Origin of the sequence: Streptomyces diastaticus subsp. diastaticus (genome assembly GCF_011170125.1) — a bacterium.
GTDB classification, from domain to species: Bacteria; Actinomycetota; Actinomycetes; order Streptomycetales; family Streptomycetaceae; genus Streptomyces; species Streptomyces diastaticus.
Window position 1 is genome coordinate 1,461,837 of record NZ_BLLN01000002.1, and the last position, 14,501, is coordinate 1,476,337.

A 14,501-nucleotide genomic window follows, 5' to 3' on the forward strand; every position below is an offset into this window, starting at 1 on the left:
CGATGGCCGCGAAGATCTCCCACGCCGACGTCGAGGTCGGCACCGAACTGCCCGCCCGGAGCTTCCCGGTGACCCGCGCCACCCTGGTGCGGTACGCGGGCGCCTCCGGCGACTTCAACCCGATCCACTGGAACGAGCGGTTCGCCAAGGAGGTGGGCCTGCCCGACGTCATCGCACACGGCATGTTCACCATGGCCGAGGCGATCCGGGTGGTCACCGACTGGGCCGGCGACCCGGGCGCCGTCGTCGACTACGGGGTCCGCTTCACCAAGCCCGTCGTCGTCCCCGACGACGACACCGGCGCGCTGATCGAGGTCTCCGGCAAGGTCGCCGCCAAGAACGACGACGGCACCGTCCGCGTCGACCTCACCGCCATGAGCGACGGCAAGAAGGTCCTCGGCATGTCCCGGGCGACCGTCCGGCTGGCCTGATCCGGGCGTACGGGTATGCGGACCGGCATACCCGTACGCTGTTGCCGTGCAGGAACTCCATGACGCCCCCCTCGCCCCGCTGACCACGTTCCGCCTGGGCGGGCCCGCGACCAGGCTGCTGACGGCCACCACCGACGACGAGGTGGTCGCGGCCGTCCGCGAGGCCGACGCCGCCGGGACCCCGCTGCTGCTCATCGGCGGCGGCTCCAACCTCGTCATCGGCGACAAGGGCTTCGACGGCACCGCCCTGCACCTCGCCACCACCGGCTTCCACCTCGACGGCACCGCCCTGGAACTGGCCGCGGGCGAGGTCTGGACCGACGCCGTCGCGCGCACCGTGGAGGCCGGGCTCGCCGGGATCGAGTGCCTCGCCGGGATCCCCGGCTCGGCGGGCGCCGTCCCCGTGCAGAACGTCGGGGCGTACGGCCAGGAGGTCGCGCAGACCATCACCGAGGTGGTCGCCTACGACCGCCGCGCCCGGGAGAGCGTCACCCTCACCGCCGAGGAGTGCGCCTTCTCCTACCGGCACAGCCGCTTCAAGGCCGAACCCGACCGGTACGTGGTCCTGCGCGTCCGCTTCCGCCTGGAGGACGCCGACGGACTCTCCGCCCCGATCCGATACGCCGAGACGGCCCGCGCGCTCGGCACCGACCAGGGCGAGCGGGTCGCGCTCACCGAGGCCCGCGAGACGGTGCTGCGGCTGCGCGCCGGCAAGGGCATGGTGCTCGATCCGGAGGACCACGACACCTGGTCGGCCGGCTCCTTCTTCACCAACCCGATCCTCGACGACGAGCAGCTCGCCGCCTTCCTCGGCCGCGTCGCCGACCGGCTCGGCCCCGACGTCCACCCGCCGGCCTTCCCCGCCGGCGAGGGCCGCACCAAGACCTCGGCCGCCTGGCTGATCGACAAGGCCGGTTTCACCAAGGGGTACGGCGAGGGGCCCGCCCGCATCTCCACCAAGCACACCCTCGCCCTGACCAACCGGGGCAGGGCCACCACCGAGGACCTGCTGGCCCTCGCCCGCGAGGTGGTCGCCGGGGTGCGGGACGCCTTCGGGGTGACGCTGGTCAACGAGCCGGTGACGGTCGGCGTCGAACTCTGAGCCCGACGCCCCGCCGTCAGTGGGCGGCCCTCAGGACCTGGCGGCTCGCGCCCCGGTGACCGAGGGCACCGAGCACCGCGTGGGCGGTGCCGGCGGGGGAGAGGGAGCGCCCGCCGCGCGGGTCGCCGCCGGTGACGCGCCGGTAGGTGCCGGTCGGCGGGCCGTGGGCCGGCCGGGGCGGACGGGCGGCCGTCCAGCCGGTGCCGCAGCGGGGGCCGGCAGCGCCTCGGACCCGGCTGGTACCGCGCGGACCTCGCCGAGGGCCGTGCGGACGAGGCGGAGGGAGATCCGGCCGGTCAGCGGCTCGTCCGAGGGCCCGCACCACCGGGGCCGCGCTCACCACGACCGGCCGCCGGGTGCCCTCGGCCACCCTCGCCGACACCACCGCGCAGGCCGGCCTCGCCACCGGCCCGCCCGTTCCGCGGCCGCGCACGCCGAGGCCGGAGAGGACCGCGGCACGCCCCGCCACCGGCGGACACAGCGGGAGGGGACCGCCGGGACCGGCCCGGACCAGCTCCGGCCGCTCTCGGGTGACCACCGGCGCCGCCGGGTCGCGGACCGCCGCCGTGACCTCGTGGGCCGCCTCCGGAATCTGCCGGACGACCTCGCCGGCGACACCGCCGGTCGCGCCGACACCGTGATCCGGGCGGCGGGTCTCCTGGAGTTCCCGACAAGGGGACAGGTCAGACCCGGGTGGCCCGGTCGCGGGCGGCCGCCTCGTCGCGGGCGGTCGGCACCGCCGTACCCGTCAGCCAGGCGTCGATGTCCGCCAGCAGCCCGCGCCGCACGTCCTCGGGCGCCGCCGAGCCGCGCACCGACTGCCGGGCCAGTTCCGCCAGTTCCGCGTCGCTGAAGCCGTGCTCCCGGCGGGCGATCTCGTACTGGGCGGCCAGCCGGGAGCCGAAGAGGAGCGGGTCGTCGGCGCCGAGGGCGAGCGGGACGCCCGCGTCGAAGAGGGTGCGCAGCGGGACGTCGCCCTCCTTGTCGTAGACGCCGAGCGCCACGTTGGAGGCGGGGCAGACCTCGCAGGTGATCTGGCGGTCGGCGAGGCGGCTCAGCAGCCGGGGGTCCTCGGCGGCGCGCACGCCGTGGCCGATGCGGGAGGCGTCCAGATCGTCCAGGCAGGAGCGGACGGAGCCGGGGCCGCTCAGCTCACCGCCGTGCGGGGCCGCCAGCAGGCCGCCCTCGCGGGCGATGGCGAAAGCCCGGTCGAAGTCACGGGCCATGCCGCGCCGCTCGTCGTTGGAGAGGCCGAAGCCGACGATGCCCCGGTCCGCGTACCGCACCGCGAGGCGGGCCAGGGTCCGGGCGTCCAGCGGGTGCTTCATCCGGTTGGCGGCGACCACCACGCGCATCCCGAGCCCGGTCTCGCGTGAGGCCCCGTCGACCGCGTCCAGGATGATCTCCAGCGCCGGGGTGAGCCCGCCGAGCAGCGGGGCGTACGAGGTCGGGTCGACCTGGATCTCCATCCACCGCGAGCCGTCCCGCACGTCCTCCTCGGCCGCCTCGCGCACCAGCCGCCGGATGTCCTCGGGCTCGCGCAGGCAGGACCGGGCGGTGTCGTAGAGGCGCTGGAAGCGGAACCAGCCGCGCTCGTCGGTGGCGCGGAGCTTGGGCGGGCGTCCCGAGGTGAGCGCCTCCGGGAGCCGCACCCCGTACTTGTCCGCCAGCTCCAGCAGCGTGCCGGGCCGCATCGAGCCGGTGAAGTGGAGATGGAGGTGGGCCTTGGGCAGCAGCCGCACGTCACGGGCGGTCGGGGTGCGCAGGGGTCCTCCCGAAGAACTCAACATCCCAGGATCTTGCCGTACGCCTGCCCCGGTGCGGCAACGGGATTCCCGGTACGGGTGGTTTCCCGAACACAGTAGCTGGAGGCCGTACCCCCGCAAGGGGGACGGAGAACGGCGGCGGCGCGGGTCCCCGGATGCCGGGGACCCGCGCCGCCGCGGGTGTGCGGATGCCGCTCAGTCGCGGGCCTCGGCCAGCAGCTTCTGGATCCGGGAGACGCCCTCGACCAGGTCGTCGTCACCGAGCGCGTAGGAGAGCCGCAGGTAGCCGGGGGTGCCGAACGCCTCGCCCGGAACCACCGCGACCTCGACCTCCTCCAGGATCAGCGCGGCCAGCTCGACGGAGGTCTGCGGGCGCTTGCCGCGGATCTCCTTGCCGAGCAGCCCCTTCACCGACGGGTACGCGTAGAAGGCGCCCTCCGGCTCCGGGCAGACGACGCCGTCGATCTCGCCGAGCATCCGCACGATGGTGCGGCGCCGGCGGTCGAAGGCCTCGCGCATCCTCTCCACCGCCGACAGGTCCCCGGAGACCGCGGCGAGCGCGGCGGCCTGCGAGACGTTGGAGACGTTGGAGGTGGCGTGCGACTGGAGGTTGGTCGCGGCCTTCACGATGTCCTTGGGGCCGATGATCCACCCCACCCGCCAGCCGGTCATCGCGTACGTCTTGGCGACCCCGTTGACCACGACGCACTTGTCGCGCAGCTCGGGGACGACCGCGGGGAGCGAGGTGAACCCGGCGTCGCCGTAGACGAGGTGCTCGTAGATCTCGTCGGTCATCACCCACAGGCCGTGCTCGGCGGCCCAGCGGCCGATCGCCTCGGTCTGCGCGCGGTCGTAGACGGCGCCGGTCGGGTTGGAGGGCGAGACGAAGAGGACGACCTTGGTCCGCTCGGTACGGGCCGCCTCCAGCTGCTCCACCGAGACCCGGTAGCCGGTGGTCTCGTCGGCGACGACCTCCACCGGCACGCCACCGGCCAGCCGGATCGACTCCGGGTACGTCGTCCAGTACGGCGCCGGCACGATGACCTCGTCGCCCGGGTCGAGCATCGCGGCGAACGCCTCGTAGATGGCCTGCTTGCCGCCGTTGGTCACCAGGATCTGGGCGGGGTCGACCTCGTAGCCGGAGTCGCGGAGCGTCTTGGCGGCGATGGCGGCCTTCAGCTCGGGAAGCCCGCCGGCCGGTGTGTAGCGGTGGTTCCGGGGGTTCTTGCACGCCTCGACGGCGGCGTCGACGATGTAGTCGGGGGTCGGGAAGTCCGGTTCACCGGCGCCGAATCCGATGACGGGACGCCCTGCGGCCTTGAGGGCCTTGGCCTTCGCGTCGACGGCGAGAGTGGCGGACTCGGAGATCGCGCCGATGCGCGCGGAGACCCGGCGCTCGGTGGGAGGGGTTGCAGCGCTCATGGCCCCATGGTTCCAGACCGGAAACACGGCGGGCACACGGGTTTCATCCCTCGGTCACCCGCCCCGGCGGGCCCGGCGGAGGATCGTGTTCGACGCCCGGCCCGAGAACACGTACACTCTCACCTCGTTGGCCCTCAGCGGGCCGCACCGGTCACCGGCACACAGTGCGGGAGAGCGGATGCGGTACGTTGGGGTACATCAAAGGGTCGTAGCTCAATTGGTAGAGCACTGGTCTCCAAAACCAGCGGTTGGGGGTTCGAGTCCCTCCGGCCCTGCTACACACTCCATCGCCAGGATGTGTGCGCATGTACGTACTGCAATGCACCGCCGTGCGGCTCCACCGGGCGCGGCACGGCCACGACCCGGAAATCAGGTGAGGACGCGTGACGGACGCCGTGGGCTCCATCGACATGCCTGATGCCCAGGACGACGACGGCAAGAAGAAGAACCGCAAGGGCGGCAAGCGCGGCAAGAAGGGCCCCTTCGGCCGCCTCGCCCTCTTCTACCGGCAGATCGTCGCGGAACTCCGCAAGGTTGTCTGGCCGACCCGCAGTCAGCTCACCACCTATACGACGGTGGTCATCATCTTCGTCGTGATCATGATCGGTCTGGTGACCGTGTTTGACTACGGCTTCTCCAACGCCGTCAAGTACATCTTCGGCTGAGCCCAGAAGCGAAGGGCGCCCTAGGGCGCCCCTTTCGCGCGTTCCACCCTTTGTATCCAGGAAGAAGCAGCCACCGTGTCTGACCCGAACCCGAACGACGTGGTCGAGCCTCAGGGCGCTACCGAGTCCACTGAGGACGAGCTCGGCATTGTCGAGTCGGCGGACGCCGTGAAGCCGGACCAGGCCGAAGCTGCCGACGCCGCCGCAGGCGTGCCCGCCGAGGAGGACGCCGTCCGCGTCGAGTCCGAGGAGTCCGCCGAGGAGGTCACCGAGGACACCGCCGGCGAGCCCGAGGCCGTCGCCGCGGTCGAGGAGACCGAGGCCGAGGAGGCCGAGCCGGTCGACCCGATCGCCGCCCTCCGTGACGAACTGCGGCTCCTGCCCGGCGAGTGGTACGTGATCCACACCTACGCCGGGTACGAGAACCGCGTGAAGACCAACCTCGAGCAGCGTGCCGTCTCGCTCAACGTCGAGGACTACATCTTCCAGGCCGAGGTGCCGCAGGAAGAGGTCGTCCAGATCAAGAACGGCGACCGCAAGACCATCCGGCAGAACAAGCTCCCCGGCTACGTGCTGGTGCGCATGGACCTGACCAACGAGTCCTGGGGTGTCGTCCGCAACACCCCGGGCGTCACCGGCTTCGTCGGCAACGCCTACGACCCGTACCCGCTGACCCTGGACGAGATCGTCAAGATGCTCGCCCCGGAGGCGGAGGAGAAGGCCGCCCGCGAGGCCGCCGAGGCCGAGGGCAAGCCGGCGCCGCAGCGCAAGGTCGAGGTGCAGGTGCTGGACTTCGAGGTCGGCGACTCGGTCACCGTCACCGACGGCCCCTTCGCCACCCTCCAGGCGACCATCAACGAGATCAACGCCGACTCCAAGAAGGTCAAGGGCCTCGTGGAGATCTTCGGCCGCGAGACCCCGGTCGAGCTCAGCTTCGACCAGATCCAGAAGAACTGACCCGCGCCGGTCCCTGACCGGCCTCGCAGTCGCTGGACCACACGCCTCCGACCAGGTCAGACGGGCTACAGAGCCCGTCTGACCTGTCGGTTTTCGGTCGCGCCGCGATACCCGTTATCGTGGTGCGGTATGCCTCCATCCGGATGAACCGGATGAAGGCGGAACACTCTCACTAGGACCCGGAGAGAGCAATGCCTCCCAAGAAGAAGAAGGTCACGGGGCTGATCAAGCTCCAGATCCAGGCCGGTGCGGCGAACCCGGCTCCGCCGGTCGGCCCCGCGCTCGGTCAGCACGGCGTCAACATCATGGAGTTCTGCAAGGCCTACAACGCGGCCACCGAGTCGCAGCGTGGCTGGGTCATCCCGGTGGAGATCACGGTCTACGAGGACCGCTCCTTCACCTTCGTGACCAAGACCCCGCCGGCCTCCAAGATGATCCTCAAGGCCGCCGGCGTGGAGAAGGGCTCGGGCGAGCCGCACAAGACCAAGGTCGCGAAGATCACCGACGCGCAGGTCCGCGAGATCGCCACCACCAAGATGCCCGACCTCAACGCGAACGACCTGGACCAGGCGGCCAAGATCATCGCCGGTACCGCTCGTTCCATGGGCATCACGGTCGAGGGCTGACCTCAACCCCGCCTGACCTCTCTGTGGCAGGGCCATGCGCCGGCCCGTACCACGACTCCACCCTGTCCGGCACCGCCGGACGTAACTGCCAGGAGCAGAAGTGAAGCGCAGCAAGACTCTCCGCGCTGCGGACGCCAAGATCGACCGGGACAAGCTCTACGCCCCGCTCGAGGCCGTCCGTCTCGCCAAGGAGACCTCCGCGACCAAGTTCGACGGGACCGTCGAGGTCGCCTTCCGCCTGGGTGTCGACCCGCGCAAGGCCGACCAGATGGTCCGCGGCACCGTGAACCTTCCGCACGGCACCGGCAAGACCGCCCGGGTCCTGGTCTTCGCGACCGGTGACCGTGCCGAGGCCGCGCGTGCCGCGGGCGCCGACATCGTCGGCTCCGACGAACTGATCGACGAGATCTCGAAGGGCAACCGCCTCAACGAGTTCGACGCCGTCGTCGCCACCCCGGACCTCATGGGCAAGGTCGGCCGCCTCGGCCGCGTCCTCGGCCCGCGTGGTCTCATGCCGAACCCGAAGACCGGCACCGTGACCCCGGACGTGGCCAAGGCCGTGAACGAGATCAAGGGCGGCAAGATCGAGTTCCGCGTCGACAAGCACTCCAACCTCCACTTCATCATCGGCAAGGTGTCCTTCGACGACGCCCAGCTCGTGGAGAACTACGGCGCGGCCCTGGACGAGATCCTTCGTCTGAAGCCGTCCGCCGCCAAGGGCCGCTACATCAAGAAGGCCGCCGTCGCCACCACCATGGGCCCCGGCATCCAGGTCGACCCGAACCGCACCCGCAACCTCCTCGTCGAGGAGGACCCGGCCGCCGTCTGATCCCTGTGATCACCGGCGGTCCAGGTCGCGTACGCGTCTGAAGGACCGGTCCCCGGCAGCTCTCCGGCTGCCGGGGACCGGTCCTTTTCGCGTACGAGGCTGTCGCAGGCGTGCGGTACGGTGCAAAGCGAAGGCAAAGCGTGCCCGGGGGGACCGGTCACCGAGAGAGCAAGCAGGGGTGGGGACGATGGGGAAGCAGAACCTGGCGCGCCGCGTGGCGGTTCCGGCCGCGGCCGTGGCGATGGTGCTCGGACTGGCGGCCTGTGAGGGTGGCGACAGCGAGTCCAAGGGCGACGGCAAGGCCGCGGACAGCGCGCCCAAGGCGATGTCGCGCGCGGACGCCGGCAAGGCGCTGAACGCCGCGTACAAGAACACCAGTGAGGCCAAGTCGGCCAAGGTGAAGATGACCATGTCGATGCCCGAGGGGACCCCCGGCGGCGGCGACATGGAGATGAGCGGCGTCATGGGCTGGGACCCGACGGTGCTCGACATGACGATGTCCGGCTCGGCCCTCCAGGAGTCCGACCCGACCGCGCCCACGTCCAGCCGCGTCATCATGGACGGCGACGTCATGTACGTCGACATGGGCGCCGAGGCCGCCAAGGAGACGGACGGCCGGCGCTGGATGAAGATGGACCTCGGCGACCTGGCCGAGCAGATGGAGAAGTCCGGCGAGGCCGGCGGCGGCGAGATGGCCAAGGCCATGACCGGCGGCCTGGAGAACATGAACCAGGACCCTGCGCAGCAGATCGCCCTGCTGATGGAGTCACCCAACCTCAAGCACGTCGGCCCGGCCAAGGTCGGTGGCGAGGAGACCCAGCACTACAAGGGCACGCTCTCCCTCAAGGAGATGCTGGACGCCAACACCGCCTTCGACACGCTCCCCGAGAAGGACCGCAAGGAGCTCGTCGAGGCCATGGAGACGTCCGGCCTGGAGGGGTACCAGACCCAGCTCTGGGTCAACGACGACGACCTCCCCGTGAAGATGGACGTCACGATGGAGACGCCCGAGGGCGACGTCCGTATCGTGCAGACCTTCTCCGACTACGGCGCCGCCGCCAAGGTCGAAGCCCCGGCGGAGAAGGACACCCTCGACTTCATGGACCTGCTCAAGGAGCTGGAGGGCATGGGCGCCGGAGCCTGACCCGTACCTCCGGGCGGGGTCCGGCGACCCTGCCCGGAGGCCGGGCCCGGGGGCGATTTGCCTCGCGGCGCCCGCCTCCCGTACGCTTCCCCAGAAGCCAAAGACCGCTGGTCGTTACCGTCTGCTCCTCGGAGAGGGCGGTGGCCGAAGGATCCGCTCACGCGGGCGACCTGCGCAGGTGACTGTGGATGTGCTCCTGGGCGTTTTACGGCCAGTCGAGCTCACGCCCCGTGCGCCTGCGCCGGGGCGTTTTTCGTCTCAAGCAGACTTCTCTGCCCGACGTCCTTCCTCACGTGCCTGATCCAGACGGTCCCAGTGCTGTACGAGGCTGATCGCAAGGTCAGTCCAGGATCATCACCCCGGAAGGAGGCCGAGGCTCATGGCGACGTCCGACAAGGTCGCAGCCGTCGAGGAGGTCACGGACAAGCTCCGTAACTCCAACGCCGCTGTCGTGACCGCGTACACCGGACTGTCCGTGGCGCAGCTCAAGCAGCTGCGCCGTTCTCTCGGCGAGAACGCTCAGTACCGAGTGGTGAAGAACACGCTGACCAAGATCGCGGCCAAGGAGGCCGGGGTCGAGCTGGACGAGCACCTCAAGGGCTCGACGGCTGTCGCCTTCGTGACCGGTGACCCGGTCGAGGCGGCGAAGAGTCTTCGTGACTTCGCCAAGGAGAACCCCGCTCTCGTCATCAAGGGCGGTGTCCTTGACGGCAAGGCGATGTCCGCCGACGAGATCAAGAAGCTTGCGGACCTCGAGTCCCGCGAGGTTCTGCTCGCCAAGCTGGCGGGCGCTCTGAAGGGCAACCAGGCCAAGGCCGCGGCTGTCTTCCAGGCTCTCCCGCAGAAGTTCGTCCGCACCGCGGACGCGCTGCGCGCCAAGCGCGACGAGCAGGGCGGTGCCGAGTAATTCGGCTCGCGTAATGGCTTGGGGCCCACCGGGCTCCCGGCCGCAGCGGGCCCACGTACGCCCGCCTTCATGTACATCCGGCACCCGCCGATTTAGTGGAAGGACGCCATCATGGCGAAGCTGTCCCAGGACGACCTGCTCGCGCAGTTCGAGGAAATGACCCTCATCGAGCTCTCCGAGTTCGTGAAGGCGTTCGAGGAGAAGTTCGACGTCGAGGCTGCCGCCCCGGTCGCCGTCGCCGCCGCCGGCGCCCCGGGCGCCCCGGCCGCCGCCGAGGAGGAGAAGGACGAGTTCGACGTCGTCCTCACCGGTGCCGGCGACAAGAAGATCCAGGTCATCAAGGTCGTGCGTGAGCTGACCTCGCTGGGTCTGAAGGAGGCCAAGGACCTCGTGGACGGCGCCCCGAAGCCCGTCCTGGAGAAGGTCAACAAGGAGGCCGCCGAGAAGGCCGCCGAGTCCCTCAAGGGCGCCGGCGCGGCCGTCGAGGTCAAGTGACTCTCCTGAGTCCCTGACTCGTCCGCCAGGGCCCTCCAGGGGGCCGGGCGACCTGTTCCCGAAGGCGATCACCCATCCGGGTGGTCGCCTTCGGGCGTGGTCGGGCGGGGGTCCTTGCGCCCTGCTCACCTGCGGGTATGGTGATCATCGTTGTGCCGTCCGGTGACCGGCGGGCGCCCGCGTGAAGGGGCCCCGGCCGTGGTCGGGAGACGGCGGACGAGGCGGTTCCGCCCCCGGTTCGGGGGAGGGGGCCTTGACGAACAGCACGCCGCGCGCGATTCTCAGGGCGCGTCATCACACCGATCCGGATACCGAGGCATGGATCGGTGGCGAACAGGGCAGTGTTGATATGCGTCCAAGAGGGCGCGAGGGCATCGTGGAGTTGAGAACAGCGAGGGTCTTTGACCATCCAGGTCACCCGCACTGGACATCAGTGAGCCAATTGGCTACACTGACCCTTTGCGCTGCCTGTTAGCTGCCTCCTGCCCGTCACCAGGGGCATGCCCGTGCTTGAGCACCGTGGAGTGAAACAGCCCTGACCTGGGATTTCTTCCGCTGTGTCGGCTCGGGACCGGTACGCGCGTAGTGAGTCCGAGCCCTCGGAAGGACCCCCTCTTGGCCGCCTCGCGCACTGCCTCCGCGAATTCGAACAACGGCGCCAGCACCGCCCCGCTGCGCATCTCCTTTGCAAAGATCAAGGAGCCCCTCGAGGTTCCGAACCTCCTTGCCCTCCAGACCGAGAGCTTCGACTGGCTCCTCGGCAACGACGCTTGGAAGGCCCGGGTCGAGGCGGCTCTGGACAGCGGACAGGACGTCCCCACCAAGTCCGGTCTGGAGGAGATCTTCGAGGAGATCTCCCCGATCGAGGACTTCTCCGGGTCGATGTCGCTGACCTTCCGCGACCACCGCTTCGAGCCCCCGAAGAACTCCATCGACGAGTGCAAGGAGCGCGACTTCACCTTCGCCGCGCCGCTCTTCGTCACCGCCGAGTTCACCAACAACGAGACCGGCGAGATCAAGTCCCAGACGGTCTTCATGGGCGACTTCCCGCTCATGACCAACAAGGGCACCTTCGTCATCAACGGCACCGAGCGTGTCGTCGTGTCGCAGCTCGTCCGCTCGCCCGGCGTCTACTTCGACTCCTCCATCGACAAGACGTCCGACAAGGACATCTTCTCCGCCAAGATCATCCCGTCCCGGGGTGCCTGGCTGGAGATGGAGATCGACAAGCGCGACATGGTCGGCGTCCGCATCGACCGCAAGCGCAAGCAGTCGGTCACCGTCCTCCTCAAGGCTCTCGGCTGGACGACCGAGCAGATCCTCGAGGAGTTCGGCGAGTACGAGTCCATGCGCGCCACCCTGGAGAAGGACCACACCCAGGGCCAGGACGACGCGCTGCTCGACATCTACCGCAAGCTGCGCCCGGGCGAGCCGCCCACGCGTGAGGCCGCCCAGACGCTGCTGGAGAACCTCTACTTCAACCCCAAGCGCTACGACCTCGCCAAGGTCGGCCGCTACAAGGTGAACAAGAAGCTCGGCGGCGACGCGCCCCTGGACGCCGGCGTGCTCACCACCGACGACGTCATCGCCACCATCAAGTACCTGGTCAAGCTGCACGCCGGCGAGACCGAGACGACCGGCGAGAACGGCACGCAGATCGTCGTCGAGACCGACGACATCGACCACTTCGGCAACCGCCGCCTGCGTAACGTCGGCGAGCTCATCCAGAACCAGGTCCGTACGGGTCTCGCCCGTATGGAGCGCGTCGTGCGTGAGCGCATGACCACCCAGGACGTCGAGGCGATCACGCCGCAGACCCTGATCAACATCCGGCCGGTCGTCGCCTCCATCAAGGAGTTCTTCGGCACCAGCCAGCTGTCGCAGTTCATGGACCAGAACAACCCGCTCTCCGGGCTCACCCACAAGCGCCGGCTCTCGGCGCTCGGCCCGGGTGGCCTCTCGCGTGAGCGGGCCGGCTTCGAGGTCCGTGACGTGCACCCCTCGCACTACGGCCGCATGTGCCCGATCGAGACCCCCGAAGGCCCGAACATCGGCCTGATCGGCTCGCTCGCCTCCTACGGCCGGGTCAACGCCTTCGGCTTCGTGGAGACGCCGTACCGCCGGGTCACCGAAGGTGTCGTCACCGACGAGGTCGACTACCTGACCGCCGACGAGGAGGACCGCTTCGTCATCGCCCAGGCCAACGCCGGGCTGACGGACGACCTCCACTTCGCCGAGGACCGCGTTCTGGTCCGCCGCCGTGGCGGCGAGGTCGACTACGTCCCCGGGGACGACGTCGACTACATGGACGTGTCGCCGCGCCAGATGGTGTCGGTCGCGACCGCCATGATCCCCTTCCTGGAGCACGACGACGCCAACCGCGCCCTCATGGGCGCGAACATGATGCGTCAGGCCGTCCCGCTCATCAAGAGCGAGGCGCCGCTCGTCGGCACCGGCATGGAGTACCGCTGCGCCACCGACGCCGGCGACGTGCTGAAGGCGGAGAAGGACGGTGTGGTCCAGGAGGTCTCCGCGGACTACATCACCACCACCAACGACGACGGCACGTACACCACGTACCGCCTCGCCAAGTTCTCCCGCTCCAACCAGGGCACCTCGGTCAACCAGAAGGTCGTCGTCGACGAGGGCGACCGGATCGTCGAGGGCCAGGTGCTCGCCGACGGTCCCGCGACCGAGCAGGGCGAGATGGCGCTCGGCAAGAACCTCCTCGTGGCGTTCATGTCCTGGGAGGGCCACAACTACGAGGACGCGATCATCCTGTCGCAGCGCCTCGTGCAGGACGACGTCCTCTCCTCGATCCACATCGAGGAGCACGAGGTCGACGCCCGCGACACCAAGCTGGGCCCCGAGGAGATCACCCGGGACATCCCGAACGTCTCCGAGGAGGTCCTCGCCGACCTCGACGAGCGCGGCATCATCCGCATCGGTGCCGAGGTCGACGCCGGCGACATCCTGGTCGGCAAGGTCACGCCCAAGGGCGAGACCGAGCTGACGCCGGAGGAGCGTCTGCTCCGCGCGATCTTCGGTGAGAAGGCGCGCGAGGTCCGCGACACCTCGCTGAAGGTGCCGCACGGTGAGACCGGCAAGGTCATCGGCGTGCGCGTCTTCGACCGCGAGGAGGGCGACGAGCTTCCCCCGGGCGTCAACCAGCTCGTCCGCGTCTACGTGGCCCAGAAGCGCAAGATCACCGACGGTGACAAGCTCGCCGGCCGTCACGGCAACAAGGGCGTCATCTCGAAGATCCTGCCGATCGAGGACATGCCGTTCCTGGAGGACGGCACCCCGGTCGACATCATCCTCAACCCGCTCGGTGTGCCGTCCCGGATGAACCCGGGTCAGGTCATGGAGATCCACCTCGGCTGGCTCGCCAGCCAGGGCTGGGACATCTCCGGTGTCGACACCGAGTGGGCCGAGCGGCTCCAGGCGATCGGCATCGACCGGGTCGAGCCGGGTACCAACGTCGCCACCCCGGTGTTCGACGGCACCCGCGAGGACGAGCTGGCCGGTCTGATCGACCACACCATCCCGAACCGTGACGGTGAGCGGATGGTGCAGTCCTCGGGCAAGGCGCGGCTGTTCGACGGCCGCTCCGGCGAGCCGTTCCCGGACCCGATCTCGGTCGGGTACATGTACATCCTCAAGCTGCACCACCTGGTCGACGACAAGCTGCACGCGCGCTCGACCGGTCCGTACTCGATGATCACCCAGCAGCCGCTGGGTGGTAAGGCCCAGTTCGGTGGTCAGCGCTTCGGTGAGATGGAGGTGTGGGCGCTGGAGGCTTACGGCGCCGCGTACGCCCTCCAGGAGCTGCTGACGATCAAGTCCGACGACGTGACGGGCCGTGTGAAGGTCTACGAGGCCATCGTCAAGGGCGAGAACATCCCCGAGCCCGGCATCCCCGAGTCCTTCAAGGTCCTCATCAAGGAAATGCAGTCGCTCTGCCTCAACGTGGAGGTGCTGTCCTCGGACGGCATGTCCATCGAGATGCGCGACACCGACGAGGACGTCTTCCGCGCGGCGGAGGAGCTCGGAATCGACCTGTCCCGGCGCGAGCCGAGCAGCGTCGAAGAGGTCTGACGGGCCTGGCCGGGCCTCGCTCCACCGTGAGGCCCGGCCGCCCCGGACCCGTACAGACC

At 69.6% G+C, this 14,501-nt stretch carries 13 protein-coding genes and 1 tRNA gene; 11 read left to right on the forward strand and 3 right to left on the reverse strand.

Translation table 11 applies throughout. From position 1 onward, the window contains the following. The first annotated feature begins 2 nt into the window (after nt 1–2). Together Sdia_RS08020 and Sdia_RS08025 are read left to right on the forward strand one after the other, a co-directional pair. Complete coding sequence (locus Sdia_RS08020; protein ID WP_100452247.1) at nt 3–431, forward strand: MaoC family dehydratase; 429 nt, start codon at nt 3–5, stop codon at nt 429–431. Nucleotides 432–477: 46 nt separating this feature from the next. Further along, on the forward strand, nt 478–1,533 hold the full coding sequence (locus Sdia_RS08025) for a UDP-N-acetylmuramate dehydrogenase (protein WP_100452249.1): 1,056 nt from the start codon (nt 478–480) through the stop codon (nt 1,531–1,533). A gap of 16 nt (nt 1,534–1,549) precedes the next feature. Here the strand turns inward: Sdia_RS08025 and Sdia_RS08030 are convergent, their stop codons facing one another. The 3 genes from Sdia_RS08030 to Sdia_RS08040 all read right to left on the reverse strand — a co-directional run bounded on the left by Sdia_RS08030 (nt 1,550) and on the right by Sdia_RS08040 (nt 4,721). Beyond that, the gene (locus Sdia_RS08030; RefSeq protein WP_100452251.1) at nt 1,550–2,215 is read right to left on the reverse strand and encodes an NAD(P)H-binding protein; all 666 of its coding nucleotides are present in this window, start codon (nt 2,213–2,215) and stop codon (nt 1,550–1,552) included. 1 nt (nt 2,216) lies between these two features. Beyond that, the gene (locus tag Sdia_RS08035) at nt 2,217–3,323 is read right to left on the reverse strand and encodes an adenosine deaminase (RefSeq protein WP_189500152.1); all 1,107 of its coding nucleotides are present in this window, start codon (nt 3,321–3,323) and stop codon (nt 2,217–2,219) included. Between the two features lie 171 nt (nt 3,324–3,494). Continuing rightward, entirely contained in the window at nt 3,495–4,721 is a 1,227-nt protein-coding gene (locus Sdia_RS08040; protein WP_100452255.1) for a pyridoxal phosphate-dependent aminotransferase, read from the reverse strand. A gap of 202 nt (nt 4,722–4,923) precedes the next feature. On the opposite strand from Sdia_RS08040, the gene Sdia_RS08045 reads away from it, so the two are divergent. The 9 genes from Sdia_RS08045 to rpoB all read left to right on the forward strand — a co-directional run bounded on the left by Sdia_RS08045 (nt 4,924) and on the right by rpoB (nt 14,442). Continuing rightward, a tRNA-Trp gene (locus Sdia_RS08045) sits at nt 4,924–4,996 on the forward strand. A gap of 108 nt (nt 4,997–5,104) precedes the next feature. Next, complete coding sequence (gene secE, locus Sdia_RS08050) at nt 5,105–5,386, forward strand: preprotein translocase subunit SecE (protein WP_003948664.1); 282 nt, start codon at nt 5,105–5,107, stop codon at nt 5,384–5,386. A 75-nt stretch (nt 5,387–5,461) separates the two neighbouring features. Further along, nucleotides 5,462–6,343, forward strand: a complete 882-nt coding sequence (nusG, locus tag Sdia_RS08055; protein WP_100452257.1) for a transcription termination/antitermination protein NusG — start codon at nt 5,462–5,464, stop codon at nt 6,341–6,343. Nucleotides 6,344–6,534: 191 nt separating this feature from the next. Beyond that, nucleotides 6,535–6,969, forward strand: a complete 435-nt coding sequence (rplK, locus tag Sdia_RS08060; protein ID WP_030697572.1) for a 50S ribosomal protein L11 — start codon at nt 6,535–6,537, stop codon at nt 6,967–6,969. Nucleotides 6,970–7,069: 100 nt separating this feature from the next. Next, on the forward strand, nt 7,070–7,798 hold the full coding sequence (gene rplA, locus Sdia_RS08065) for a 50S ribosomal protein L1 (protein WP_100452259.1): 729 nt from the start codon (nt 7,070–7,072) through the stop codon (nt 7,796–7,798). A gap of 187 nt (nt 7,799–7,985) precedes the next feature. Continuing rightward, on the forward strand, nt 7,986–8,942 hold the full coding sequence (locus Sdia_RS08070; RefSeq protein ID WP_189399873.1) for an SCO4651 family lipoprotein: 957 nt from the start codon (nt 7,986–7,988) through the stop codon (nt 8,940–8,942). 379 nt (nt 8,943–9,321) lie between these two features. Next, nucleotides 9,322–9,849, forward strand: coding sequence for a 50S ribosomal protein L10 (rplJ, locus tag Sdia_RS08075; protein WP_100452263.1), 528 nt, complete (start codon nt 9,322–9,324; stop codon nt 9,847–9,849). Between the two features lie 111 nt (nt 9,850–9,960). After that, entirely contained in the window at nt 9,961–10,344 is a 384-nt protein-coding gene (gene rplL, locus Sdia_RS08080; RefSeq protein WP_100452265.1) for a 50S ribosomal protein L7/L12, read from the forward strand. 615 nt (nt 10,345–10,959) lie between these two features. Continuing rightward, a complete protein-coding gene (gene rpoB, locus Sdia_RS08085; protein ID WP_100452267.1) occupies nt 10,960–14,442 on the forward strand; it encodes a DNA-directed RNA polymerase subunit beta in 3,483 nt (1,160 codons plus the stop codon). The last annotated feature ends 59 nt before the right edge of the window (nt 14,443–14,501 follow it).